The organism is Roseovarius gahaiensis (assembly GCF_011601345.1).
Classification (GTDB): Bacteria; Pseudomonadota; Alphaproteobacteria; order Rhodobacterales; family Rhodobacteraceae; genus Roseovarius; species Roseovarius gahaiensis.
In genome coordinates this window covers 52,131-77,062 of sequence record NZ_JAAORB010000010.1, presented here as the reverse complement: position 1 = coordinate 77,062, position 24,932 = coordinate 52,131, and the positions used below count along the sequence as shown (strand labels likewise).

At 61.3% G+C, this 24,932-nt stretch carries 20 protein-coding genes and 1 tRNA gene; 9 read left to right on the top strand and 12 right to left on the bottom strand.

Annotated features, from left to right (window positions below; all coding sequences use genetic code 11):
• Positions 1-79: 79 nt before the first annotated feature.
• Positions 80-562 carry a PaaI family thioesterase gene (locus tag HAT86_RS07695; protein WP_167195363.1) on the top strand — a complete coding sequence of 161 codons (483 nt, stop codon included), beginning with the start codon at positions 80-82 and terminating at the stop codon, positions 560-562.
• 72 nt (positions 563-634) lie between these two features.
• Here HAT86_RS07695 and HAT86_RS07690 read toward each other — a convergent pair whose 3' ends face one another.
• From HAT86_RS07690 to HAT86_RS07680, 3 genes are all read right to left on the bottom strand, one after another.
• Positions 635-1,708: a DUF2235 domain-containing protein gene (locus HAT86_RS07690; RefSeq protein ID WP_167195360.1), complete on the bottom strand. Its 1,074-nt coding sequence runs from the start codon at positions 1,706-1,708 to the stop codon at positions 635-637.
• Complete coding sequence (locus tag HAT86_RS07685; RefSeq protein ID WP_167195357.1) at positions 1,683-3,980, bottom strand: xanthine dehydrogenase family protein molybdopterin-binding subunit; 2,298 nt, start codon at positions 3,978-3,980, stop codon at positions 1,683-1,685. The genes HAT86_RS07690 and HAT86_RS07685 overlap by 26 nt, the downstream gene beginning before the upstream one ends.
• Positions 3,981-4,045: 65 nt before the next feature.
• Positions 4,046-5,176 carry a type III PLP-dependent enzyme gene (locus HAT86_RS07680; RefSeq protein ID WP_167195354.1) on the bottom strand — a complete coding sequence of 377 codons (1,131 nt, stop codon included), beginning with the start codon at positions 5,174-5,176 and terminating at the stop codon, positions 4,046-4,048.
• 113 nt (positions 5,177-5,289) lie between these two features.
• On the opposite strand from HAT86_RS07680, the gene HAT86_RS07675 reads away from it, so the two are divergent.
• From HAT86_RS07675 to HAT86_RS07665, 3 genes are all read left to right on the top strand, one after another.
• The gene (locus tag HAT86_RS07675; RefSeq protein WP_167195351.1) at positions 5,290-5,724 is read left to right on the top strand and encodes an Lrp/AsnC family transcriptional regulator; all 435 of its coding nucleotides are present in this window, start codon (positions 5,290-5,292) and stop codon (positions 5,722-5,724) included.
• Between the two features lie 78 nt (positions 5,725-5,802).
• On the top strand, positions 5,803-8,874 hold the full coding sequence (locus HAT86_RS07670) for a valine--tRNA ligase (RefSeq protein WP_167195348.1): 3,072 nt from the start codon (positions 5,803-5,805) through the stop codon (positions 8,872-8,874).
• Positions 8,875-8,996: 122 nt separating this feature from the next.
• The gene (locus HAT86_RS07665) at positions 8,997-10,103 is read left to right on the top strand and encodes a pyridoxal phosphate-dependent aminotransferase (RefSeq protein WP_167195345.1); all 1,107 of its coding nucleotides are present in this window, start codon (positions 8,997-8,999) and stop codon (positions 10,101-10,103) included.
• Between the two features lie 244 nt (positions 10,104-10,347).
• Here HAT86_RS07665 and HAT86_RS07660 read toward each other — a convergent pair whose 3' ends face one another.
• Entirely contained in the window at positions 10,348-11,544 is a 1,197-nt protein-coding gene (locus HAT86_RS07660) for a pyridoxal-phosphate-dependent aminotransferase family protein (RefSeq protein WP_167195403.1), read from the bottom strand.
• A 137-nt stretch (positions 11,545-11,681) separates the two neighbouring features.
• On the opposite strand from HAT86_RS07660, the gene HAT86_RS07655 reads away from it, so the two are divergent.
• On the top strand, positions 11,682-12,365 hold the full coding sequence (locus HAT86_RS07655) for a phosphatase domain-containing putative toxin (RefSeq protein ID WP_167195342.1): 684 nt from the start codon (positions 11,682-11,684) through the stop codon (positions 12,363-12,365).
• 4 nt (positions 12,366-12,369) lie between these two features.
• Here the strand turns inward: HAT86_RS07655 and HAT86_RS07650 are convergent, their stop codons facing one another.
• Complete coding sequence (locus HAT86_RS07650; RefSeq protein WP_167195339.1) at positions 12,370-13,041, bottom strand: TIGR04283 family arsenosugar biosynthesis glycosyltransferase; 672 nt, start codon at positions 13,039-13,041, stop codon at positions 12,370-12,372.
• A 65-nt stretch (positions 13,042-13,106) separates the two neighbouring features.
• On the opposite strand from HAT86_RS07650, the gene ygfZ reads away from it, so the two are divergent.
• Complete coding sequence (ygfZ, locus tag HAT86_RS07645) at positions 13,107-13,838, top strand: CAF17-like 4Fe-4S cluster assembly/insertion protein YgfZ (protein ID WP_167195400.1); 732 nt, start codon at positions 13,107-13,109, stop codon at positions 13,836-13,838.
• 74 nt (positions 13,839-13,912) lie between these two features.
• On the opposite strand, the gene efp is transcribed toward ygfZ, so the two are convergent.
• Complete coding sequence (efp, locus tag HAT86_RS07640) at positions 13,913-14,476, bottom strand: elongation factor P (RefSeq protein WP_167195336.1); 564 nt, start codon at positions 14,474-14,476, stop codon at positions 13,913-13,915.
• A 217-nt stretch (positions 14,477-14,693) separates the two neighbouring features.
• Between efp and HAT86_RS07635 the strand changes: the two genes are divergently transcribed.
• Positions 14,694-15,014 carry a DUF6280 family protein gene (locus tag HAT86_RS07635; protein ID WP_167195333.1) on the top strand — a complete coding sequence of 107 codons (321 nt, stop codon included), beginning with the start codon at positions 14,694-14,696 and terminating at the stop codon, positions 15,012-15,014.
• A 162-nt stretch (positions 15,015-15,176) separates the two neighbouring features.
• The gene (locus HAT86_RS07630) at positions 15,177-16,628 is read left to right on the top strand and encodes a cobyric acid synthase (protein ID WP_167195330.1); all 1,452 of its coding nucleotides are present in this window, start codon (positions 15,177-15,179) and stop codon (positions 16,626-16,628) included.
• A 422-nt stretch (positions 16,629-17,050) separates the two neighbouring features.
• On the opposite strand, the gene HAT86_RS07625 is transcribed toward HAT86_RS07630, so the two are convergent.
• The 3 genes from HAT86_RS07625 to HAT86_RS07615 form a co-directional block, all read right to left on the bottom strand.
• A complete protein-coding gene (locus tag HAT86_RS07625) occupies positions 17,051-18,031 on the bottom strand; it encodes a membrane-attack complex/perforin family protein (protein ID WP_167195327.1) in 981 nt (326 codons plus the stop codon).
• A gap of 72 nt (positions 18,032-18,103) precedes the next feature.
• On the bottom strand, positions 18,104-19,498 hold the full coding sequence (locus HAT86_RS07620; protein ID WP_167195324.1) for a TolC family outer membrane protein: 1,395 nt from the start codon (positions 19,496-19,498) through the stop codon (positions 18,104-18,106).
• A gap of 61 nt (positions 19,499-19,559) precedes the next feature.
• Complete coding sequence (locus HAT86_RS07615; protein ID WP_167195320.1) at positions 19,560-20,213, bottom strand: protein-L-isoaspartate O-methyltransferase family protein; 654 nt, start codon at positions 20,211-20,213, stop codon at positions 19,560-19,562.
• A gap of 145 nt (positions 20,214-20,358) precedes the next feature.
• On the opposite strand from HAT86_RS07615, the gene HAT86_RS07610 reads away from it, so the two are divergent.
• Positions 20,359-20,432 (top strand) — tRNA-Cys (locus HAT86_RS07610).
• Positions 20,433-20,657: 225 nt separating this feature from the next.
• Here HAT86_RS07610 and HAT86_RS07605 read toward each other — a convergent pair.
• The 3 genes from HAT86_RS07605 to glpK all read right to left on the bottom strand — a co-directional run bounded on the left by HAT86_RS07605 (position 20,658) and on the right by glpK (position 24,897).
• Positions 20,658-21,086 carry a GlcG/HbpS family heme-binding protein gene (locus tag HAT86_RS07605; protein ID WP_167195317.1) on the bottom strand — a complete coding sequence of 143 codons (429 nt, stop codon included), beginning with the start codon at positions 21,084-21,086 and terminating at the stop codon, positions 20,658-20,660.
• A 24-nt stretch (positions 21,087-21,110) separates the two neighbouring features.
• Complete coding sequence (locus HAT86_RS07600) at positions 21,111-23,258, bottom strand: malate synthase G (protein ID WP_167195313.1); 2,148 nt, start codon at positions 23,256-23,258, stop codon at positions 21,111-21,113.
• A gap of 142 nt (positions 23,259-23,400) precedes the next feature.
• Positions 23,401-24,897 carry a glycerol kinase GlpK gene (glpK, locus tag HAT86_RS07595; RefSeq protein WP_167195310.1) on the bottom strand — a complete coding sequence of 499 codons (1,497 nt, stop codon included), beginning with the start codon at positions 24,895-24,897 and terminating at the stop codon, positions 23,401-23,403.
• Positions 24,898-24,932 lie beyond the last annotated feature (35 nt).

The window sequence follows — 24,932 nt, the reverse complement described above, 5'->3', positions numbered from 1 at the left end:
GCGTCTTGTAACTGGTGCTTTTCTTTGTTGGCCTGCGCGCCTAACGTCGCCTTCGACATCACAAGATTTGGGGGCAACGATGCCGCGTGTAGCAGAAACATTAGATGACATGCCGGGCATGGATGAGCTGCTGGCGCGGTCCGGGCTGGAGTTCGTGGAGGACATGATCACAGGCCGCCTGCCCGGCCCGCCCATCGGGCCAACGCTGGGCTTTGCGCCGGTTCTGGCCGAAGACGGCCGCGTTGTGTTTGAAGGCACGCCTGAGTTCGGCGCGACCAATCCGATGCGTGGCGTGCATGGCGGCTGGTATGGCGCGATTCTTGATAGTTGCATGGGCTGCGCCGTGATGACCAAGGTGCCGCGCGGCTCGGTCTACACGACGCTGGAATACAAGGTGAACATCACCCGCGCGATCCCCTTGGGGATGCCTGTGCGCGCCACCGGCGTGGTGGATCACGCAGGCCGGTCAACGGGCGTCGCCAGCGGCGAAATACGCGGGATTGACGACGGCAAACTCTATGCCACCGGATCAACCACCTGCCTGATCATGAAACTGCGTTAAGGGCTTTGGGCTCCGGGCCTGCTCTGCTCGCTATCTCCATCTGACCAAAACCTGTGGGCGTTGGCCTTGGTGTCAGCCTTGGGCGACATGGCCTGCCGGGTCGGTCTTTTCGACAACGGCCTCGGTGACGGTTTCATGCAGGCGTTCAGACGGGTCGCGGCCCACCACGCGGCGACCGCGCAACAGGAATATCTTGCCCCAACCGCGCCATGTGCCGACCGACGGCGCATTGGCATCCATCGGAAAACGCGCCCGCCAGCCGTGCGGCAAGGCCAGCCCGCAGCCCTCAAGGTTCTCAAGCATCCAGACCAGCGGGATATTGGCCAGCGGCCGGGCGGGGGCATATCCCATCAGGTGCCCACCGATGTCGCCATGGGTGCCACGAAACCAGACTTGTTCCACCCGGCCATTCCATTCGGGTGGACAGTCCCACAACACCGGCGTGAACACCGCGCGGGTTTCATCAAGGCCCAACGCGTGAAAACCGTGCTTGATGGTCGGGCCAAGGTGGTGATTGTGAAACGCGTGGCGGCCTTCGCTCCAACGCCATAGCAGCGGCAGGCGCAAGCCCAGCGCCTTAACCGTATCCCAGCAGCCCACCATTTCGACCGGCGCCGCATCCTGACAATACAGGCGGGTAAACGCCTGCGCCGCCGCGCTTCCGGGCGGTGATTGGTAATGGCGATAGGCGGTCAGAATATTACGCTCGGTGGCGTCTTGAGCACGCAACAGGCCCACCTTGTCGATCATTCCGGCCAAAGAGCGCACGGCATACCCACCCCGCGAGTAGCCAATCAGGAAAATCCGGTCTCCGGCACGGTAACGGCTGGCAAGGTAGCCATAGGCGCGGCGGATCTGCCGATTGATCCCGCGCCCCATCATCACGTCCAACGTGCTGGACCAGTCCTGCCACTGCACCCCCGCTTCGTAATATACAGACAGGTCCGGACCGCTGATCTCAGACAGCAATTTATAGGTCAGGCCCGCGTTGCTTTCGCGGCCATCGTTCAGCGTGGACATGGTCCCATCCAGGATCAGGACATGATTGATCCGCCCCCGCCTTTGGGCAAGGCTTGTCTGCCCCCGGCGCTGTCCGGGGCGCAGGGCGGTTGCAAACCATTCAATCCAGTGGCGCCATCGCTTCATTCAGCATCTTCCACACACGGTGCGGCGTAAAAGGCATATCCGCCTGCCGCACGCCACGATCCCAAAGCGCGTCGGCCACCGCATTGGCGGTGGCAGCCATCGCGCCGACGGTTCCAGCCTCGCCACAGCCTTTCATACCCATGGCATTCGCCGTTGAGGGCACAGCTTCGGTGGTAAACCCGATCATGGGCACATCATCGGCCCTTGGCATCGCATAGTCCATGAAACTCGCCGTGAGGAGCTGACCATCAGCGTCATGCACAACGTGTTCCAATAGCGCCTGCCCGACGCCCTGCACGGTGCCGCCATGCACTTGCCCTGCCACCAGCAAGGGGTTGATCAGGTTTCCGAAATCATCAACCACTGTGTAGCGGTCCAGCGTGACTTTGCCGGTATCGGGATCAACCTCGACCTCGGCGACATGGGCACCGTTGGGGAATGACCGCGCAGGCAGCGTGGCGGTCTCTTCGTGCACCAAAAGGTCACTGCGGCCATCGGCGCGCGCCATTTGCGCGGCTTCCAGTAGCGTAGGTGTCATGTTGGACCCCGGCGCACGGAAGGTATCATCATCAAAGCCAAGCGCATCTTCGCCGACGCCCATCTTGTCGGCCAAATAAGGGATGAAAGCGGAGATCATCTTGGACACGGTGGCCAGCGTGGCGTTGCTTTGCGTGGTCACCGAACGCGAGCCGCCGGTGCCGCCGCCATTGGCAATCAGATCGCTGTCGCCCTGCACCACGGTGATCTGGTCCACCGGAATGCCGGTTTGATCCGACAGGAACTGCGCATAGACAGTTTCATGCCCCTGACCGTTGGATTGTGTGCCCACATAGATCGACACGGTGCCCTCCGCATTGAACGCGACTTTCGCCGTTTCCGAAGGATTGCCCAAAATACTTTCGATATAGTAACACAGCCCCATGCCGCGCAGCCGCCCGCGCGCCGCGCTTTCGGCCTTGCGCGCGGCAAACCCGGCGCGGTCGCATTCGGCCTCAGCCCGCTCCAGCACGCGGTTGAAATCGCCCACATCATAGGTTTCGCCGGTGGACGACACATAGGGAAAGGCCTTAGCCGGAATGAAATTGCGGCGGTGCAACTCCCATGGATCGACACCCAGTTCGCGCGCCGCGCGGTCCATGACGCGTTCCAGCGCATAGATCGCCTCGGGGCGGCCCGCGCCGCGATAGGCATCGACCTGCACGGTATTGGTAAAGAACCCTTCGACATGCAAAAACGTATCCTGCACGTCATAGACACCCATCAGAACCTTCGAGAACAGATCGGTCTGGATCCCCTGCCCCATGGTGCTGCAATAGGCACCCAGATCAACCCGGCTATCCACGCGGTAGGCGGTGATTTTCAGATCCGCGTCGAAGGCCAGCGTCAGGTCATGATCAAGCCCACGGCCCGCATTGTCGGCCAGCATGGTTTCGCCGCGATCCGCCATCCAGCGCACGGGTTGGCCCAAAACACGCGCGGCATGGGCCACAAGATAGGTTTCGGGATAATCCATCGCCTTGGTGCCGAACCCGCCGCCGACATCGGGGGTGGTGACGCGAATGTCATCCGCGGCCATCCCCAGAACGCGCACCAGATTGCGCTTGGTGCCCCAGACCCCCTGACCGTTCACCGCCAGATGCAGGCGGTTGCCCAAGGTTTCGGCGTAGCAGCCGCGCGGCTCCATCGGGTTTGAGATGATCCGGTTATCATGCAACGGCATCCGCACGACATGAGCCGCACCGGCAATCGCCGATTCGACCGCCTGTTCATCGCCCAGCGCCCAGTCAAAGGCGCGGTTGTCCGGGGCCTCGTCATGCAGGGGCGTGCCGCCTGCGGCAATGTCCATATGCACCGGCAGATCATCATACTCCAGTGCGATCATCTCGGCGGCGTCGCGGGCCTGATCCAGCGTGTCGGCCACGATCATCGCCACAGGTTCGCCGACAAACCGCAGGCGACCCTCGGCCAGAATGGGCCGGCGCGGCGCGGCGGCGGGGCTGCCATCGCGGTTCTTGATCATGTTGAAGGCCATACCCTCGGTCACGCCGGATTTGGCCAGATCATCAGCGGTCAGCACCAGATGCACGCCGGGGGCGCTGCGGGCGTCCTCCACATCCAGCGCGGTGATCGTGCCATGCGCGACCGGACTGCGCAAAACATGGGCAAACAGCGCGCCCTCAGGCGCGATATCGTCCACATAGCGGCCATGGCCTGTCAGGAATCGCTGATCCTCAAACCGGGTAACGGGTTGGCTTTTGCCGAATTTTTCCATGATCTGCCCTTTCGCACATGCCTTGGGCCGAACGTAACGGCCCCTGCGCACATGTCCAGAGCGTCCTACCGCAATTCTGCCACCGTCACCGGATCACCCAGACCATAGCCATTGAACCGGGTGGTCAGGCTGCGCGAATAGGCGCCCATACCATCGAACAGCACATAATCGCCCTCGGTCAAATCACCGGGCAGCGGCAGCGGATCGGGCAGCCGATCAAGGCTGTCGCAGGTAGGCCCATAAACCACGCGCGGCACCGGCGGCGCATGGCGCGGCGTGCCATCGGCCGACAAGACGCGAATGCGACCGGGCGCGCCAATATCGCGCGCTTCGGTCAGGCCGCCGTATATGCCATCATTCAGGAATACCGCCCCCGTGTCGCGCAGCGCCTTGACGCGGGTGGCCAACGTAAAGGCATCGGCCACCATGGCGCGGCCCGGCTCGCATACCAAATCGGGGGCGTGATCCCCGAAATGGCGCGACACCTCGGCCCGGATATGGGTGAATATCGCCTCAAGGTCCGGGGCATGCCCCGCGCGATGCGAGGCAAAGCCGCCACCGACGTTGAGCCGCGCAAGCCGCACGCCAGCCCGGCGCGCCACATCCGCAACCACGGCGATATACGCCCCCCATGCGGCAGGATCGGCGCATTGGGTGCCGGGATGAAAGGTGATGGCGGGGCGATAGCCACGCGCGGCCACCTCGCTTAGCAAATCCGCCGCACGATCCGGGCCAAGGCCGAACTTTTCGCCAAAATCATAGGCCGCGCCCGCAACCGGCAAGGCCAGCCGCACGGCGATTTCGGTGCTTTTGGGCAGTTCAGCCAGCTTGTCAAACTCGCGCCAGCAATCGACCGAGGCCGAGGCGACGCCCAAGGCGCGCGCAACGCCCACCTCTTCGGCCGAACGCACGGGGTTGTTGTAATGCAAAACCGCGTCGGGGCAGATCGTGCGCACGGCATACATTTCGCGCGGGCTGGCCACATCAAAGGCACGAAGGCCCGCCGCCACCAGATTGGTCAGCACCTCTTCGCCCGCATTGGCCTTGACCGCATAGGTCACCAGCCCGTCAAAGCCGTTTTGAAACCGCCGCGCGGTGGCGTGCAAGGCTGCCGGGCTGAAATACAGGGTCGCCGTGTCGGGGGAATGCCGGGCGATATGTGCCGCCGGGTCGGGCCAGTTCGGGGTTTCGCGCATCTGAAAATCCTGTTGGGCTGCTCGTTTTTCCCAGAATGCGGGCAAAAGCCGTCGATTCCATGCGTCACTTCGCATAAAGTGACTTCTATTAACGTCATTATGCCGGGTCGATCATGCAAACAGACGACACAGACCGCGCCTTGCTGGCGCTGCTTTCGGAAAATGCCCGCACGCCCGTGGCCACGCTGGCGCGCAAGCTGAACCTTGCGCGCACCACGGTGCAGGCCCGGCTAGAGCGGCTGGAAACTTCGGGTGTCATTAAGGGCTACACCTTGCGCCTGAACGACACGCAGCGCGCGCCGCTACGGGCCACCGCCCTTGTCAGCATCGAGCCGCGCAGCGCCCCCACCGTGCTGGCACGGCTGCGATCATTGCCGGATGTGAAAACCGTGCACACCACCTCGGGTCGGTTCGACCTGATCGTCGGGATCGAAGCCGAAACGACCGAGGCGCTGGACGACACGCTGGACCGCATTGGCGAAACCCGCGGGGTGAAGGGCTCGGAAAGCCTGATCCAACTGTCCACCAAGCTGGACCGGCGAGGATAAGGGCATAACCGCTTCCCCTTGCGGCGCAGTTTCGCTAAGGGGGGCAGGACCAAGCGGAATGACCACGGGGCACACAGAATGGCGATGGACAAGACCTTTGACGCAGCCAAGGCCGAGGGCCGGATTTACGAGGCATGGGAACAAGCTGGGGCCTTCAAGGCCGGCGCGAATGCCAAGCCGGGGGCCGAGCCGTTTTCGATCATGATCCCGCCGCCCAACGTGACGGGCAGCCTGCATATGGGCCATGCCTTTAATAACACGTTGCAGGATATCCTGATCCGCTGGCACCGGATGCGCGGGCATGACACGCTGTGGCAGCCGGGGCAGGACCATGCGGGCATCGCCACGCAGATGGTCGTGGAACGCAAGCTGGCCGAAGAGGGTGCTCCGGGTCGCCGCGAATTGGGCCGCGAGAAATTCCTTGAAAAGGTGTGGGAGTGGAAGACCCATTCCGGCGGCACGATCATCAATCAGCTCAAGCGTCTTGGCGCCTCCTGCGACTGGTCACGCAATGCCTTTACCATGTCTGGTGCGCCCGGTGCGCCCGCGGGCGAAGAGGGCAATTTCCACGATGCCGTGATCAAGGTGTTCGTGGATATGTATAACAAGGGCCTGATCTATCGCGGCAAGCGTTTGGTCAACTGGGATCCGCATTTCGAAACCGCGATTTCCGATCTTGAGGTCGAGAACATCGACACCCCCGGCCATATGTGGCATTTCAAATACCCGCTGGCGGGGGGCGAAACCTATACCTACGTCGAAAAGGACGAGGACGGGAATATCGTGCTGGAGGAAGAGCGCGATTATATTTCCATCGCCACCACGCGGCCCGAAACCATGCTGGGCGACGGCGCTGTGGCCGTTCATCCATCAGATGAACGTTATACGCCAATCATCGGAAAACTCTGTGAAATTCCGGTTGGGCCCAAAGAGCATCGCCGCCTGATCCCGATCATCACCGATGACTATCCCGACCCCAACTTCGGCTCGGGCGCGGTGAAGATCACCGGCGCGCATGATTTCAACGACTACGAGGTCGCCAAGCGCGGCGGCATCCCGATGTATCGCCTGATGGACACCAAGGCGCATCTGCGTGCCGATGGCGCGCCCTATGCCGAGGCCGCGCAGCGCGCCCAAGACATCGCGAACGGTGCCGCGTTTACCGTGGCCGAGGTGGACAGCCTGAACCTTGTGCCTGATCATCTGCGCGGGCTGGATCGCTTTGAGGCCCGCAAGCAAGTGGTTGACGAAATCACCCAAGAAGGCCTTGCCGTCATGGTCCCGGAAAATGACCCACGGCTGGGCAAAGCGGCACACACCCCCGTCGCCCCCGAAGAAGGCGGCGACCCGCGCGAAGCGTCCCTCGTGCCGCTGGTGGAGCCAAAGCCGATCATGCAGCCGTTTGGCGACCGCTCGAAAGTGGTGATCGAGCCGATGCTGACCGATCAGTGGTTCGTGGACACCGCCAAGATCGTCGGCCCGGCGCTGGACGCCGTGCGCTCAGGCGAGGTGACGATCATGCCCGAGGCCGACCGCAAGGTCTATTTCCACTGGCTGGAAAATATCGAACCGTGGTGCATTTCCCGTCAGTTGTGGTGGGGACATCAGATTCCGGTTTGGTATGGGATTGCAAATCCTGACGATTTCAATGCGATGGACGACAACGGACTAAACTTTCGGACTAAGGAATTTTGTGCCGCTACCGAAGAAGAGGCAATTCAGAAGGCTAAAGAATACTACGGCGACTTAGTAGACGAAGTGGTTGTCGAAAATTTTGATGAATCCGTCAAAGCAAGCCTGCGGCGAGATAAAGACACCGGAAGAAAAACGGCTGTCATCAGTCGAGACGATGACGTTCTCGACACATGGTTCTCGTCCGGGCTCTGGCCCATCGGCACGCTTGGCTGGCCCGAGCAGACGCCGGAATTGGAAAAATACTTTCCCACCAGCGTGTTGATCACCGGCTTTGACATCATTTTCTTCTGGGTCGCCCGGATGATGATGATGCAATATGCCGTGGTCGACCAAAAACCGTTCAGCCATGTCTATGTGCATGCTCTTGTCCGCGATGAGAAGGGCAAGAAGATGTCCAAATCCTTGGGCAACGTGCTGGACCCGCTGGACCTGATCGACGACTACGGCGCGGATGCGGTGCGCTTTACCCTGACGGCGATGGCCGCCATGGGCCGTGACCTGAAGCTGTCGAAAGACCGGATCGCGGGCTATCGCAATTTCGGAACCAAGCTTTGGAACGCCGCCCGCTTTGCCGAGATGAACGGCGCGGTTGGCAGTGACGGGCACGTGCCCACGCCCACCGCCACCGTCAACAAGTGGATCATCGGCGAAACCGCCAAGGTGCGTGAAACCGTCGATGACGCGCTGGAAAACTTTCGCTTCAACGACGCGGCGAACGCGCTTTATGCCTTTGTCTGGGGCAAGGTCTGTGACTGGTATGTGGAACTGTCCAAGCCCCTGCTGCTGGATGGCGACGCCGCCACCAAGGCCGAAACGCAGGCCACCATGGCGTGGGTGATTGACCAATGCCTGATCCTGCTGCACCCGATCATGCCCTATGTCACCGAAGAGCTGTGGGGCACCTTGGGCGACCGTCAGAAAATGCTGATCCATGCCGATTGGCCGACCTACACGGTTGCCGATCTGCTGGACAAAGACGCCGACCGCGAAATGAACTGGGTGATCTCGGTGATTGAACAGGTCCGCTCGGCCCGGGCGCAGGTGCATGTGCCGGCGGGGCTTTATGTGCCGGTGCTGTGCACCGATCTGGGCGCAGCCGAACAGCGCGCGTGGGACAGCAACGAGGTGATGATCAAGCGCATCGCCCGGATCGAAAGCCTGACCCGCGTCGATAGCCTGCCCAAAGGCTGCATAACCGTGGCCGTCGAGGGCGGCAATCTGGGCCTGCCGGTGGCCGATATCATCGACGTGGCCGAAGAAAAGGCGCGGCTGGAAAAGACCCTTGGCAAGCTTGAGAAAGAACTTGGCGGCCTGCGCGGGCGGCTCAACAACCCCAAATTCGTGGCCAGCGCGCCCGAAGAGGTGGTGAACGAAGCCCGCGAAAACCTTGCCCTGCGCGAAGAAGAAGAAGGCAAGCTGCGCATCGCGTTGCAGCGTCTGGCCGAACTGGGCTAAGGGCCGACAGACGCAACCAAGTGCCCGTTTTCTTTAAAAGAAAACGGGCCGAAATCTTTTAAAGATTTCGGCGGTGCGCCGTGCGGCTTGCATTCCGCATCGCTTTTCCCTTACCTGCTGACATGACCCAACCACGCTATACCGACCTTGTGAACACCCTGCCCTCGACCGTGCCCTTTGTCGGGCCCGAAGAGCAAGAACGCAGCCGCGGCGCGCCGTTTCGCGCCCGTCTTGGTGCCAACGAAAGCCTGTTCGGCCCGTCCCCTGCCGCCGTAAGGGCGATGCAGGCCGAAGTGCTGGAGATCTGGAAATACGGCGACCCCAGCAGCCATGAGTTGCGCCATGAACTGGCCACACAGATGGGCGCACGGCCCGAAAATATCCTTGTCGGTGAAGGTATTGACGGGATTTTGGGCAATCTGGTGCGGTTGCTGATCGGCCCCGGCGATGCGGTTGTCACCTCGGACGGGGCATATCCGACATTCAATTATCATGTGGCGGGCTTTGGCGGCGATCTGCACAAGGTCACCTATGTGGACGACCGCGAAGACCCTGCCGCGCTGTTCGCCCGCGCGCGCGAAGTGGACGCCAAGCTGGTTTACCTTGCCAACCCCGATAACCCGATGGGCACATGGCACAGCGGCGCGGCGATTGTGGCGGCGCTGGACGATCTGCCGGACGGGTGCTTGCTCTTGCTGGATGAAGCCTATGTCGAGTTTGCGCCCGACGGCACGGCGGCGCAGATCAGCGCCGATGATCCGCGCGTGATCCGGATGCGCACCTTTTCCAAGGCCTATGGCATGGCAGGTGCGCGGATTGGCTATGCGATTGGCGCGGTGGATCTGATCCGAAGCTTTGACAAGATTCGCAACCATTTCGGCATGAACCGCGTGGCGCAGGCCGGGGCTTTGGCCGCAGTGCGGGATGGCGCGTGGCTGACGCATGTGCAGGATCAGGTGGCGGAAGCCCGCGCAAGGATCACCGCAATTGCTGCTGAAAACGGGCTAAGCGCCCTGCCCTCGGCGACCAATTTCGTGGCGGTCGATTGCGGGGCGGATGGGGCGTTTGCCACCCGCGTGCTAGAGGAATTGGTCGCGCGCGGCGTGTTCGTGCGCAAGCCTGCCGTGACCCCGCAAGACCGCTGCATTCGCATAAGTTGTGGCCGCCCACAGGATATGGATGTTCTGGCCGAGGTGCTGCCCGAGGCCTTGGCCGCCGCTCGCGCATAGCCCACTGTCACATATATTTTGACTGACAGGCGCGCGCGCCTTGCGCTAGGCTGCTGTCATGCGGCGCGGCACCTTGTCAGAAGCCCCCAATTACACAAACGCCGCCCTGATCATGGGGTTTGTGAATTTGATTTGGGTTTTCATGGCCTTATGGGCCATATTTGGATTGCCTGCCGTTTTCGCCGCCGGCTATGGCCTGAATTATCTGATCACACTGTTGGGGCGGCGGCGATAGCCAACCGCCTCAGGCTTCGGCGATCACCGCCGTTGCCGCCTGCAACGCGCCGGTGCCATGCGGGATATCCAGCGCCGTCAGCCCCGCCTGCACCGCCGCCAGCATCCCCAGCACCATATGTGCGTTCACGTGTCCCATATGGCCCATCCGGAAAAAGCCGTGCCACGCCGGATCGCCCGGTTCGGCCATGCCAAGGCCGATCCCAAGGGTTACCCCTGCTTTGTCCTGCACCCAACGGCGCAGATCGGAGCCATGCGGCGCGCCGATCCGCAGCGCGGTCACCGCGCGGCTGCGATGCACGGGATCCGCGACGTTCAACTCCAACGGGCCGCCCTGCCCCCAAACCTCGCAGGCGGCCCAGATCGCCCGCGCCAAACAATCGTGGCGCGCCCAGATGGCGGGCATCCCTTCGCCATGGATCATGTCAAGCGCGGCGCGCAGGCCGTAAAGGTGGTGGGTGGGCGCGGTGCCGCCAAAATACTGATAGAACAGGTCAGGGTTGGCGCGCGCTGTCCAATCCCAGTAATGGCTGACCCGCGCAAGCCCGGCGCGCGCTTGTGCGGCCTTGTCGTTGAAGAACACAAAGCCCAAACCGGGCGGCACCATCAGCCCTTTCTGGCTGGCGGCCACCATGACATCAACGCCCCATGCGTCCATCTCGAACCGGTCACAGGCCAAAGAGGCAATGCAATCGGCCATCAACAGCGCCGGGTGGCCCGCGGCATCCATCGCGGCCCGAATGGCCGGAATATCGTTCAGGACGGAACTTGAGGTATCCACATGCGTGGCCAGCACCGCCTTGATCTTGTGGCCGGTATCGGCGCGCAGGGCCTGTTCCAGCCGGTCCACATCCACCGGCGCGCGTTTGCCGAAATCCAGCAGGTCCACCTGCACGCCCAATGTGCGGGCAATCTCGGCCCAGCCATGGCCGAACCGCCCTGTTGCGGGCACCAGCACCGTGTCGCCGGGGGCGATGGTGTTGGCCAGCGCCGCCTCCCATGCGCCGTGGCCGTTGCTGATATAGATCGTGGCGTGATGCTCGGTGCGTGCCACCCGCTTGAGGTCGCCCATCAAGGCCGGCATCATGTCGATCAACTCGCCCTCGTAGATATTGGGCGCGCCACGGTGCATGGCCCGCAAAACCGCCTCGGGCATGACCGAGGGGCCGGGAATGGCCAGATAAGGGCGACCGTTGCTAAGCGTCATGTGCATGCCTTCCTGAAAATCACGCGCAGACATTACCCCGATCCCGCGCGCCGTCAATCGCTTGCCATGCCGCGCCACGCCCCCTAAATGGGGGCAACGCCGGGACCACCCCGACAAGACGGAGCGCGCATCATTCCATGAAACTGTTCAAACGGATCGTCGATTGGGAACGGGCGCTGCGCATGTCCTATGATGTTGACCTGTCCACCCCCGAAAATCGCCGCCGCGCGCATATCTACAACCTGTGGTTCGATCATGCCGTGCTTCGTAAGGTCTGGACCAATTTCTATCCGGTCGCGCCGGGTGTTTATCGATCCAACCAGCCCACCCATGAACGCTTCGAGCGGCTGAAGCAGATGGGCATCAAGACCATCCTGAACCTACGCGGAGCCGCCGGGGCGGCGCATTATCTGGTGGAAGAGGAAAGCTGCCGCCGCTTGGGGCTAACCTTGGTCAGCGTCAATCTGATGGCCCGTCAGGCCGCGCCGCGCCACGATATCCTGCATCTGATCCGCGCCTTTCGCGAGATCGAAAAGCCCTTTGTCATGCATTGCAAATCGGGGGCCGACCGGGCCGGGTTTGCCGCCGCTATTTATATGATGGAAATCGAGGGCAAGCCGGTATCCGAGGCGCGCAAAATGTTGAGCGTGAAGTATATTCACCTGAAATGGTCGCGCACCGGGATTCTTGATTACATCCTTGATCGCTACGAGGCGCGGCAGGCCGAGACCGGCATCGGCTTTGAGCAGTGGATCGCCACCGAATATGACGCAGGCCAGATGCAGGCCGATTATCTGGCCAACAACACGCCGATGTTCTGAAAGATCAATATCGGCGGGCCAACCGCGTGGGATCGGCCCCGGCCAGATAACTGAGCAACAGACGCAGATTGCGCGCACCGCGCCGCAACCAGCCCTCGCGCTGATATTTTGCGGCGCTTGTGATCACCGCCGCTGGCATGGGGCGCAACCGGCGGCCAAGGGCGCGAGCCATGGCCACATCTTCCATCAACGGGATATCGCGAAAGCCACCGACCGAGTCGTAATCGTGCCGCGACACCAATAGCCCCTGATCGCCATAAGGCAGGTGAAACGCCCACGCCCGCAGGTTGGCCCAAGCGGCGACCACCACGGGCGCAACACCGTTGGCATCAAAGCGCAGGCGGAAATACCCGGCCCGCCCCTGCGCCATATGCGCCTGAACAATCTGCGGCCAGTCGGGCGGCAGGATAGTGTCGGCATGCAGAAAAAGCAGCCAGTCGCCCGTGGCGGCCTGTGCCCCACGCCGCAACTGCCCACCGCGCGAGGCCGCGCCTTGCACAAAGATTGCCCCGGCCTCTTGCGCGATGAGTGCGGTTGCATCTTGGGATCCGCCGTCAGACAGGATCAGTTCGCGGATCACCCCGGCCTCAAGCCCGGCCGCCAGCGATGGCAGGCTGCGCGCCAACCCTTCGGCTGCATTCAGCGTCGGAATGATAACCGACAGTTTCGCTCGCATCGTTGCCCCCTGTTGTGCCGCGCGCCATGACCTATATTACCAAGCAGATCGCGACGGGAGAGGCAATGACACGCAACATCATCGAAATCACAGGGTCCGAGGCCCGCAGCTTTCTTCAGGGGCTTGTGACCAACGATATCGCAAAACTGGAACAGGGGCTGGTTTATGCCGCCATCCTGACGCCACAGGGAAAGTATCTGGCCGATTTCCTGCTGTTGCCGTGGGGCGACGCGGTGCTGCTGGATGTGGATGCGTCACTGGCCCCCGGACTGATGCAGCGGTTGGGTATGTACAAGCTGCGCGCCGATGTGACCCTGACGCCAAGCGATCTGAAGGTCAGGCGCGGCACTGGCCCTGCGCCAGAAGGTGCCTTTGCTGATCCGCGCCATCCCGATATGGGCTGGCGGCTGTATGGCACGGAAGGCGGTGATGACGGCACCGATTGGGATGCGATCCGCGTGGCGCAGTGTATCCCCGAAACCGGCGTGGAACTGACGCCGGACACTTTCATTCTCGAAGCCGGGTTCGAGCGACTGAACGGCGTGGATTTTCGCAAGGGCTGTTACGTCGGTCAGGAAGTGGCCGCGCGCATGAAGCATAAGACCGAATTGCGCAAAGGGTTGGCCCGCGTCAACATCGACGGCGCGGCACCGGTCGGCACCCCGATCACCGCCGATGGCAAACCGGCGGGCACGTTGTTCACGCAATCGGGCGGACAGGCAATTGCCTATCTGCGGTTTGACCGGGCCAAAGGCCCGATGCAGGCCGAAGACGCGACGGTGACCTACACGCCCTAGTTTGTGACTCACACAGAAAAACGCCGGCCCTGAGCAATCAGGACCGGCGTTTTTCGTTCAGGCGTCGGCGCGGGTTACGCGCGTTCGGCGTAGTCCATGGTTTCGGTGTTGACGATGATATCCTCGTCTTGGCCCACAAACGGCGGCACCATCACCTTGATCCCGTTGTCCAGAATGGCGGGCTTAAAGCTGTTGGCGGCGGTCTGCCCTTTGACAACCGGCTCGGTTTCAACAACGCGGCAGGTGACCTTTTGCGGCAGGGCCGCGCTCAATGCCTCGTTCTCATAATATTCGATCTGAATGGTCATACCATCCTGCAGGAACGGGCGGCGCTCGCCCAAGATTTCGGCAGGCAGTTCAATTTGTTCAAAGGTCTCATTGTCCATGAACACCAGCATTCCGTCGGCTTCATACAGGAATTGCTGGTCTTTTTGCTCTAGCCGGACGCGTTCGACCTTGTCGGCGCTGCGGAACCGTTCGTTCAGCTTTGACCCGTTGCGCAGGTTGCGCATTTCGACCTGAGCAAATGCACCGCCCTTGCCGGGTTTGACGTGGTCGACCTTGACCGCAGTCCAAAGACCGCCGTTATGTTCCAGCACATTGCCGGGTCTGATTTCATTTCCGTTGATCTTTGGCATAAGACAAAACCGTGACAAAAGGTTGATGAAGGATTGCCAATCCCTATATCTGGTGAGGCAATGGGTGGCAAGACGACGATATCCTGTGCTGCACGCGCAGAAAGCTATGCGGAATTTGCATAGAAGTTATGCATATCCGCTCTATCCGAATCGATTAAACTCAGCCATAACCATCGCTAAGCCGAAAACACAAGACCAATAAAAACAAGGACGAAACATGACTGATTTCGTTGACGGCACGGCATTCAACGCCGAGCAAGGCAACCGCGCTCGGAAACTGTTTGCCGCCGTGGTGCTGGCAGCGTTGGACGATGCCATTGCCGATGACAAGAAGTACGGAAATGGCCCCGAGCAGATTGCTCGGTGGGCACGCTCGCGCGATGGCCGCGAGGTGCTATCCTGCGCCGGGATTGATCCGAACGAACGCGTCGTTACGGGGCTGATGGATTTTGTCGGCAAAGGGGTTCGCACCTCGGTCGCGCTGTCGCGCGAAGAAAGCGAACGTCGCAATGCCGCCGCACAGGCCGAAGCCGCCTGATCCAACGTGCCGGATAGACTATAGAACAGGCCCCGCCACATTGGCGGGGCTTTTCATTTCTTTGCGGCCATGTCTTATTTGCCCCACCTCTGACGCTTCAAGGCTTTCCTAGGTCAAGCGCGACCGCTAAGACCACTGGTGAGCAGAGCAAAGAGGCGCCGAATGGCCAAAGCGATCATGATTCAGGGCGCAGGCTCGAACGTGGGCAAGTCGATGCTTGTCGCCGGGCTGGCACGGGCGTTTGCCAATCGTGGCCTGTCGGTCGCACCGTTCAAGCCGCAAAACATGTCAAACAATGCCGCCGTCACCGAAGATGGCGGCGAGATTGGCCGGGCACAGGCCTTGCAGGCGCTGGCGGCGCGACGTGCGCCGATCACCGACATGAACCCAGTGCTGCTGAAACCCGAAACCGATACCGGCGCGCAGGTGATCGTGCAGGGCCAACGCTTTGCCACGTTGCGCGCGCGGGACTATTCCAAAGCCAAACCGCGCCTGATGCCGCCGGTTCTGGACAGCTTCAAACGGCTCAGCGCATCCGCCGATCTGGTGATTGTCGAGGGCGCGGGCAGCCCGGCCGAGATCAACCTGCGCGCGGGCGACATCGCCAATATGGGCTTTGCCCAAGCGGCAGGCGTGCCCGTGGTGCTGGTGGGCGATATAGACCGCGGCGGCGTGATTGCGCAGATCGTCGGCACTCAGGCCGTTTTGCCGCCCGAGGATGCCGCGCATATCAAGGGCTTTGCCATCAACAAGTTTCGCGGCGATGTCAGCCTGTTTGACGATGGATTGGTTGAAATCGCGCAGCGCACCGGCTGGCCGTCGTTAGGGGTTGTGCCATGGTTTGCCGACGCATGGCGCCTGCCCGCCGAGGATGTCATGGATATCGCATCCACCAAGGGCGGCGGCTTCAAGGTGGCGGTGCCCCGGCTGGGCCGGATCGCGAATTTCGACGACCTTGATCCGCTGTCGTCCGAGCCTGATATCAGCGTCGAGATCGTCGAGGCAGGCCAGCCCCTGCCCGGCGATGCCGATCTGGTTTTGATACCGGGCAGTAAATCGACGATTGCCGATTTGGCGCATTTCCGGGCGCAAGGCTGGGATATCGACCTGGCCGCGCATATCCGGCGCGGCGGGCACGTGTTGGGCATTTGCGGCGGCTATCAGATGTTGGGCCGTGACATCGCCGATCCGGACGGTATCGAAGGCGTGGCAGGTAGCGTGCCCGGCCTTGGCCATCTGGATGTGATCACCGTGATGAAGCCGGAAAAGCGTCTTGCGCTAACCGATGCCACATACCGCGCCACAGGCGATGCGGTGCAAGGCTATGAAATTCACCTTGGCGAAACCAGCGGGCCAGATTGCGCGCGCGCATGGCTGGATATCGCGGGCCGTCCGGAAGGCGCAGCATCGCCGTCGGGCCGTGTGCGCGGCTGTTACCTGCACGGGCTGTTTGCGTCCGATGCGTTTCGCGCCGCGTTTCTGGCCGATCTGGGCGGGCAATCGGGCCTGACCTATGGCGATGATCTTGAAACCACGCTCGACGCTTTGGGTCAGCATATGGAAACCCATATGGATCTGGACCTGCTGCTGAGATTGGCCGCGCCTTTGACCTAGTGTTCTGCACCTGACGTAAGTTTGAACGCTCGCCTCTGGTGTCGACCCCCGTTCAGCGAAGGTGCGAGCGGCAGCTAGTTTGCAAAGTGGCACCGCCACTGAGCTTTTGCGGGATGGAGCAGACGCCGGATCAAGCCGCGCATTGCCGACGCGCGCGGTGGCGAAGCTAAATGGGGCTGGGCACTTTATGTCAGCCAAATCCGAACGACATCAAAGCGATGCGCCCAGCCTAACCAAATCGCCGCCGCGTGGGGGCGCGTCGGCGATGCGCGGCGGGCTTCGCCCTCGACTCCGCGCAGGAGCTTGGCATTCCAATGTCTGCGCCGGGGATGACAGCCGTGATTGAGCCTTTCCACTCGGAAAACTTGCCTCCTGACCTCAAGTTTGCCGTCGCACGGGCATCTTGCGTCAGGTGCAGAACACTAGTCCAATTCGTGGCTGCTTAGGGCGCGGTGAATTTCACGCCGCACCAATTTACGGACATTGCGGGTGATCCGTTCGCCCAAAGCGCCCTGCAATTCCTGACGCACGATTTCGCTGACCATGTCGCGCAACGCTTCTTCGTCGATGACGGTGTCGACACGGTCATCGTCCCACAAGGTCTCCTCGTCGCTATCATCCGACGTTGTTGCCGAAGTGCCTCCGGCAGACGCGCCGGCCGTTTGATCGCCCGCGTCGACCCGATGATCGTCTGTTTCACCGAATGTCTGTGCGCCGGGGGGTTCCGTATCGTCGGCAATGTCACTGGCATCGCCCGTCAGCTCATCGCCATCTGCGTCATCATAGGTGGGTTCGGGGCCGTAATCTTCCCAAGCCATAGGCGAAACAGAACCACCGGCATAGGCGTCGTCCGACTCGCCATCGGGTTCCCATTGATCGTGTCGCGCGGCGACGGCCGCCTCAACCTCGGCAATACGACCCCCAAGGCCGGGGGCGTCCAAAGGATCTGCCGCCTGTGTCTGATCCAGCACATAGGGGGCATTATCGGCCGGTTCGCTATCGTCTGCGCCCGTGCTGTCGGCCTCATCCGTGCTGTCGTGCTCCGCCGTCTGATCGGCGGTATCCTGCCACGCGCGCTCATAGTCGCTATGGCTAAACCGAAGCTCTTGAGCCTCAGACCCGTCGTCGGACTGGTCCTGATCTGCGTTGGCATCGCCGGGAAGGTCTGCGTCACCCTGCGAGTCGGCATCGGTTTGAGGTGCAGAGTCGCGGTCGTCCACACGCAAGGCGGGCGTCAACATCAGCCGGTCACCCGCCCCCCCCTGAGAGGGATCAGCGGCCATGGTTTCAGATGTATCGCGCGCATCATCGGCTTGGGTGTCGGCACGATCTTCGACCGAAACCAGCCGACGAATAGACGACAACACGTCTTCGATTTCAGCGTTGCTGACGGGATCCGACATAATTCAATACCACTCTTGCCTCACCTCAGTTTAGCCCCGAGGCGCTGGTCACACAACAGATTAGGACAGGTTTTAATCTTTACCCAAGGCGCGCAGCACACGGTCCAGCTTGCGACCTTGCGGGCTGAGATTGGCCGGTGCCGATTTGACCATGTTGTAATAGGCTGCCGGATCATAGGTTTTGACCGGCAGGTTCAGATCCTTGGCCGTCAGTTGCCCCATGGCCGCAAGAACGGAATACGCCGCAGTGTAGACATCAATTTCAGCCGAAATCAGCGTGGCACGGGCGTCCAGCAATTCCTGTTCGGCATTGAGCACATCCAATGTTGTCCGCGCACCCAATGTTGCCTCTTCACGGACACCGCGAAAGGCCACGGTCGCGGCGCGCACCTGCTCTTGGCTGGCATCACGGCTGGCGCGCGCGGCACGCAGGCTGGCATAGGCGTTACCGACTTCCTGCTGCACCTGGAACTGCACCACGTGCAAGGCACCGCGATTGGCATCACGCCGGGCCATCGCCTGACGCTTCAGCGCACTTAGCCGACCGCCTTGATATATGGGGCCTGTCACCGCAACGCCCACGCTGCCCGAGCGGGTGTAATCGCTCTCGTTGAACTCTTCCGTAACACCGGCCCGACCTGTGAGGCTGACCGAGGGCTTCATGGCCGCCGATGCCGCCTTGATCGTCAATTCGGCGGCGGCCACATCGTGGCGCGCCTTCAAGACATCAGGATGGTTGCGCGCGGCCACCAGTTTCGACTGATCAACATCGCCCGACAGGTTTGGCAACGCGCCCGGCGCCTGCAAATTGTTTGGCTCACGCCCAACGGCCGCGACAAATTCTTCGACCGCTTGCGCCAGATCGCCCTGCGCGGCGGCAAGGCCACTGCGCGCCGAGGCCAACCGCGCCTCGGCCTGCGCCACATCGGTGCGGGTCACCTCCCCCACTTCGAAACGATCGCGCGCAGCGCGCAGCTCTTGCTCCAACAGGCGCAGGTTGTTTTGCCGAAGGTCCACGAACGCCTGATTGCGGCGCACGTTCAAATAAGCGGTCGCACCACGCAGCAGAACCTGCTGTTCAATGCTGCGCAATGTTTCACGCGTGCCAAGAACGGTTTCCTTGGCCGCCTCGACCTGCAGCCCGGTGCGCCCGAAATCATAAAGCAGCCACTCGGCAGTGATGCCAAGCGAGGTGTTGGTATCGGCAATCGGACGGCGGGTGCCGGCTGTTTTGCTGCGCCCGAAATTGCGGGTCACGTCAACCGACCAGTTCAGAATCGGGCGAAGCTGCGACAGTGTCACGGCCACGTCTTCGTCAGCGGCCCGCAGCAAGGCGCGGTTTTGCTCCAACAGGCCGCTGGCGTGGTAGGTGCTGACCAATGTATCCGCCAGCGTTTCCGACCAAGCCGCAACCGGCACTGCACATGCAAGAGCCGAAGCCAGCAGCGCGCCTCTGATCTTTTTCATCGCCGAATGTCTCACATCAATCTCCTGACAATTCAGGACCGCCGAAACGTGCCCGTCGGTGTTAAAGCGTAAAGGCCGCCTGCCGTTCAAACCCCGGCAAGACCGGCGCGCTGGCGTTGAACGCAAACCGCCATGTCAAATGGCCGTCAATTTTGTATCCGATACGGACCACGCCCAAAGTTTCTTCCATGAAAAGACAGGCGACACGACCGCCTTCTTTCAACTGTTCGGTCAATTCTGCGGGCAGATGTGCAACCGCCCCCTGAACCACAATCACATCGTATGGGCCATGTTCCGCCGCACCTTGGGTCAGTGGGCCTTGGTGAAGCACCACATTGTCCACGCCGTTTTCGGCCAGCAGGCCCTGTGCCTCGGTGGCCATGTCTGCGTCTTCCTCAACGGCCACCACAGCTTCGGCCATGCGGGCAATGACAGCAGACGAATAGCCCCGCGAGCAGCCGATGTCCAAAACCAGCTCATCGCCGCGCACATCCAAAGCGTCCAGCATCTTGGCCAAGGTGCGCGGATCAAGAATCACGCGCCCGCCGCCCAGATCGATATTTTCGCCCACATAGGCCGCTTCGCGCATGTCACGCGGGACGAACGCCTCACGTGGGACCGACAGCATCGCGTCGATGATCGGAAATTTTGTAACATCGGATGGGCGGACTTGGGTGTCGACCATTACGGTGCGCCGCGCGGCATAGTCTGTCATCGGGCAGGCTCTTATTCTTTGGAATACATCACTTTCATTTTGGCACATCCACCAAAAAGGAACAACGCAAATACGTGGCCACAATCGACACAGCCGCTCTTGCACAGATCGCAGCGATCGGGTAACCGACACAAACCACTTTGGCGGCGAGTTGGCGGAGTGGTGACGCAGCGGATTGCAAATCCGTGTACACCGGTTCGATTCCGGTACTCGCCTCCATTTATCTCCCTCAGATAGCGTGACGAAGCGTTTAGACAGATGGTAACTGACCGTTACCGTCGGAGCGATTGTGTGTCGCCCGTTCGACGCCCCTGTCCCCCCATCCTTTCCAGCCACATTTAATTCTAGAAAGCGCGGACAGTGCGCCGTGGTGGAATGGGCCGGATGGGCGCGCCGATGAGACCGTACCAAGGTCCATCATCGGCAACACGCATCGACTCTTGATTAGTCTTCCGGCGTCAGCCCGACGGATTCGATTCCGGCAACGGCCGCGATCACGTCATTGTCGGAGGTGTCCCCGGTCACGCCCACGGCCCCGACGATATTGCCGCGCTTGTCGCGCACCAAAACGCCGCCCGGCACTGGCACGACCTGCCCGCCATAGACTCCGTTTACGGCCGCCATGAAATAGGCCTGTTGTTCGGCGCGGGCCATCTGCGCCCGGCCTGCCATGCCCAGCATGATCGCGCCATAGGCTTTGCCATGGGCGATGCCAAAGCGGCCCGGGGCGGCCCCGTCTTCACGCTCGAAAGCTTTGACGTGGCCGCCAGTGTCAAGCACCACGACCGACAATGGTTTAAAGCCAGCCTCGCGGCCTTTGGCCAAGGCTTTGCGGATGATGGAGTGGGCACGATTGAGGGAGAGTTCAGCCATTTTGGGCCTCCTACTGCTATAAATTTATGCTGATTGCGCGGCTTTGAGTTCCAGCCGGCGGCGATGCAGCACAGGTTCGGTATAGCCCGAGGGCTGTTCGCGACCCTTGAAGACCAGATCACAGGCGGCTTGGAAGGCAATGCCGTCAAAACCGGGGGCCATGGGCTTGTAATCCGGGTCATCGGCGTTTTGCCGGTCCACAACTTCGGCCATTTTTTGCATGGCGTCCATCACCTCGGCCTCGCTGACAACGCCGTGATGCAGCCAGTTGACAATATGTTGCGAGCTGATCCGACAGGTGGCGCGGTCTTCCATCAGGCCCACATCATTGATGTCGGGCACTTTTGAACATCCAACGCCTTGGTCAATCCAGCGCACGACATAGCCAAGGATGCCTTGGGCGTTGTTTTCGACCTCTTTGGCGATCTGCTCTTTCGACCATTTTTGGAAGCTGGCCATGGGGATATCCAACAGCGTGTCGACAAACGCGCGCCGCCCTCCGGCCTTGAGCTTGTCCTGCACGGCGAACACATCGACCTTGTGGTAATGCAACGCGTGAAGGGTCGCCGCCGTGGGCGACGGCACCCATGCGCAATTGGCCCCCGATTTCGGATGTTCGATTTTCTGTTCCAGCATCGCGGCCATCATATCGGGCATGGCCCACATGCCCTTGCCGATCTGTGCCTTGCCCGACAGCCCGCATTCCAGCCCGATATCAACGTTCTGGTTTTCATAGCCCGCGATCCACGCCTTGCGCTTGATGAAATCTTTGCGGCTGAAGGGGCCTGCCTCCATGCTGGTGTGTATTTCGTCACCTGTGCGATCAAGGAAGCCGGTGTTGATAAAGGCCACGCGATGCTTGGCGGCGCGGATACATTCCTTGAGGTTGACCGAGGTGCGGCGTTCTTCGTCCATAACGCCGATTTTCAAGGTGTATTTCGGCAGGCCAAGGAACTTTTCGACTTGAGTGAATATCTCGTCGGTGAAGGCCACTTCGTCGGGGCCGTGCATCTTGGGCTTGACGATATAGATCGAGCCATGCACCGAGTTGCCACCCTCCCGCTTGAGGTCGTGCATACCGATCAGGCTTGTGATCGCGGCATCCATCAAGCCTTCGGGAATTTCATGGCCGTCGGCGTCCAGAATGGCCGGGTTGGTCATCAGGTGGCCGACATTGCGCACCCACATCAGGGCGCGGCCCTTGAGCATCAAGTCACTGCCATCGGGCGCGGTATAGTGGCGATCTTCGGCCAAGCGGCGAGTGATGGTTTTACCGTTCTTGTCGAGACTGGCCTCAAGATTGCCCTGCATCAGGCCCAGCCAGTTGGCATAGGCCTGCACCTTGTCCTCGGCATCCACGCAGGCGACCGAGTCTTCGCAATCCATGATCGCCGACACAGCGCTTTCGATCTGCACATCGGCCAAAAGCGCCTGATCACGGCAGCCAATGAAATGCGCCCGGTCAAACACAAGTTCGACATGCAGACCATGATTGCGCAACACCACGGCATCGGGGGCCTTCGGGTTGCCACGGTAGCCGACGAATTTCTCGGGCTGTGCCAGCGGGCAATCATCAACCAACAGCGCCCCATCCTGCACGTAGTAGCGCCGCACATCCGCGTGGCTGGTGCCCACCAGCGGAAACGCCTCATCAAGAAACACCCGCGCGCGCGCCACGACCCGCGCACCATGGCCACGGTCATAGCCGCCTTTGGGCGGCAGGCTTCCCATGGCGTCAGTGCCGTAAAGCCCATCATAAAGGCTGCCCCAACGGGCATTTGCGGCATTCAGCGCGTAGCGGGCATTGGTGATCGGCACCACCAGTTGCGGCCCCGGCACAAGCGCAATCTCGGGGTCGACATTCGTTGTCTCGATCTCAAAATCCGGACCTTCTTCGACAAGATAGCCGATGTCCTTAAGAAACGCCTTATAGGCCTCGTGATCATGCGGCTGGTTGCGGTGGCGGATATGCCAATCGTCGATCTGGCGCTGCAATTCTTCGCGCCGGTCAAGGAAGGCCTTGTTCTTTGGGGCCATCTCTTTGATCAGCGCGGCAAAGCCTGACCAGAATCCATCCGCCGAAACACCCGTGCCCGGCAGGGCGCTGTCGTCGACAAAGCGGGCTAGGTCTTCGGCCACTTGAAGGCCATGCTTTTCAATACGTTGCACCATCTCGGGCTCCTCCACTGCTGATCTTGGCGGGCATGCATTGGTATGCACGCCCTCCAATAGCTACCCGCAAAGTTTCCGATCGGCAACAAGATTGGTAATTATTTATTACCAAAGTGCGGTGGTGCGCAGCGGCAGTGCCACCTCAAAAGCTAAGAGTCGCCTCCACCGCGCGTTTCCAAGCGTTGTATTTGCGGACACGCTCGGCCTCTTGCATGCAGGCGGTGAATTGGCGTTCCAGCGCCCATGTTTTGGCGAATTCTTCTTGCTCGGGGTAAAGCCCGATCTTCATTCCGGCCAGCCACGCGGCGCCCAATGCGGTGGTTTCCAACACCTCGGGCCGGTCGACCGGGGCGTTGATGATATCGGACAAGAATTGCATCGCCCAGTCTGACGCGCTCATCCCGCCATCGACGCGCAGCGTGGCCACATCGCCGGTGCCGGCCTGCGCCGCCCAATCGGCGCGCATCGCATCCAGCAGATCGCGGGTTTGAAAGCCGACACTTTCCAGCGCGGCGCGGGCAAATTCTTCGGGCCGCGAATTGCGCGTCAGGCCAAACACCGCGCCACGGCACTCGGCATTCCAATAGGGGGCACCCAAGCCGGTAAACGCCGGCACAAGCACCACATTCTGCGCCGGATCGGCGCGTTCGGCCAATCCTTGTGTTTCCGAGGCCTCGCGGATGATCTTGAGCCCGTCGCGCAGCCATTGAACCACCGCCCCGGCGATGAAAATCGACCCTTCAAGCGCATAGGTCGGCTTGCCGTCCAACTGATAGGCAATGGTCGTCAAAAGCCGGTTTTGTGACACAACGGGCGTCTCGCCGGTGTTGAGCAGTGCAAAACAACCTGTGCCATAGGTGGATTTCATCATGCCGGGCTGAAAGCACGCCTGCCCTACTGTCGCGGCCTGCTGATCCCCGGCAACGCCCCGAATGGGCACTGCACGCCCGAACAGATCGGCGCGCGTCACGCCGAAATCGTCGGCACTGTCGCGCACATCAGGCAACATGGATTGCGGGATATCCAGCAAGTCGCAAATTGTCGAACTCCAGCGGCCCTTGCGGATGTCATACAGCAAGGTGCGCGCGGCGTTGGTGGCATCGGTGGCATGCACCGCGCCGCCGGTCAGCTTCCAGATCAGGTAGCTATCGACCGTGCCAAAAAGCAAGTCTCCGGCTTCGGCGCGGGCTCGGGCCCCTTCGACATTGTCCAAAATCCATTTCAGCTTGGTTCCCGAAAAATAGGGGTCAAGCAGCAGGCCGGTGCGGTCGTTGATCATCGGCTCGTGACCTGCGTCACGCAGGCTGCGGCAAAACTCGGCGGTGCGGCGATCCTGCCAGACGATGGCGTTATAAACAGGCATACCGGTGGCGCGATCCCAAACAACCGTGGTTTCACGCTGGTTGGTGATGCCGATGGCGCTGATATCCGCGCCGCCCAGCCCGGCCCGCTCGATCACTTCGCGGCAGGTGCCTGCGGTGGTGGACCACAGATCGTTTGGATCGTGTTCAACCCAGCCGGAATCGGGGTAATGCTGTTGAAATTCTTCCTGCGCGGTGGCGACCAACCGCATGTCACGGTCAAAAAGGATCGCCCGGCTGGACGTGGTGCCCTGATCAATAGCAAGAATATGGGTCATCGGTCTGGTCCTGCGCGTTCTGTCAATGTTGAGAT

Excerpts from the sequence above, each read along its gene's own strand:
- HAT86_RS07670 (WP_167195348.1), top strand. The coding sequence starts at position 5,803 with ATGGCGATGGACAAGACCTTTGACGCAGCCAAGGCCGAGGGCCGGATT.
- HAT86_RS07690 (WP_167195360.1), bottom strand. The coding sequence starts at position 1,708 with ATGAAGCGATGGCGCCACTGGATTGAATGGTTTGCAACCGCCCTGCGC.
- HAT86_RS07625 (WP_167195327.1), bottom strand. The coding sequence starts at position 18,031 with ATGTCGGATCCCGTCAGCAACGCTGAAATCGAAGACGTGTTGTCGTCT.
- HAT86_RS07675 (WP_167195351.1), top strand. The coding sequence starts at position 5,290 with ATGCAAACAGACGACACAGACCGCGCCTTGCTGGCGCTGCTTTCGGAA.
- ygfZ (WP_167195400.1), top strand. The coding sequence starts at position 13,107 with ATGACACGCAACATCATCGAAATCACAGGGTCCGAGGCCCGCAGCTTT.
- HAT86_RS07655 (WP_167195342.1), top strand. The coding sequence starts at position 11,682 with ATGAAACTGTTCAAACGGATCGTCGATTGGGAACGGGCGCTGCGCATG.
- HAT86_RS07620 (WP_167195324.1), bottom strand. The coding sequence starts at position 19,498 with ATGAAAAAGATCAGAGGCGCGCTGCTGGCTTCGGCTCTTGCATGTGCA.
- HAT86_RS07660 (WP_167195403.1), bottom strand. The coding sequence starts at position 11,544 with ATGACGCTTAGCAACGGTCGCCCTTATCTGGCCATTCCCGGCCCCTCG.
- HAT86_RS07685 (WP_167195357.1), bottom strand. The coding sequence starts at position 3,980 with ATGGAAAAATTCGGCAAAAGCCAACCCGTTACCCGGTTTGAGGATCAG.
- HAT86_RS07600 (WP_167195313.1), bottom strand. The coding sequence starts at position 23,258 with ATGGTGCAACGTATTGAAAAGCATGGCCTTCAAGTGGCCGAAGACCTA.
- HAT86_RS07695 (WP_167195363.1), top strand. The coding sequence starts at position 80 with ATGCCGCGTGTAGCAGAAACATTAGATGACATGCCGGGCATGGATGAG.
- HAT86_RS07650 (WP_167195339.1), bottom strand. The coding sequence starts at position 13,041 with ATGCGAGCGAAACTGTCGGTTATCATTCCGACGCTGAATGCAGCCGAA.
- HAT86_RS07635 (WP_167195333.1), top strand. The coding sequence starts at position 14,694 with ATGACTGATTTCGTTGACGGCACGGCATTCAACGCCGAGCAAGGCAAC.
- HAT86_RS07630 (WP_167195330.1), top strand. The coding sequence starts at position 15,177 with ATGGCCAAAGCGATCATGATTCAGGGCGCAGGCTCGAACGTGGGCAAG.
- HAT86_RS07665 (WP_167195345.1), top strand. The coding sequence starts at position 8,997 with ATGACCCAACCACGCTATACCGACCTTGTGAACACCCTGCCCTCGACC.
- HAT86_RS07615 (WP_167195320.1), bottom strand. The coding sequence starts at position 20,213 with ATGACAGACTATGCCGCGCGGCGCACCGTAATGGTCGACACCCAAGTC.
- HAT86_RS07680 (WP_167195354.1), bottom strand. The coding sequence starts at position 5,176 with ATGCGCGAAACCCCGAACTGGCCCGACCCGGCGGCACATATCGCCCGG.
- glpK (WP_167195310.1), bottom strand. The coding sequence starts at position 24,897 with ATGACCCATATTCTTGCTATTGATCAGGGCACCACGTCCAGCCGGGCG.
- efp (WP_167195336.1), bottom strand. The coding sequence starts at position 14,476 with ATGCCAAAGATCAACGGAAATGAAATCAGACCCGGCAATGTGCTGGAA.
- HAT86_RS07605 (WP_167195317.1), bottom strand. The coding sequence starts at position 21,086 with ATGGCTGAACTCTCCCTCAATCGTGCCCACTCCATCATCCGCAAAGCC.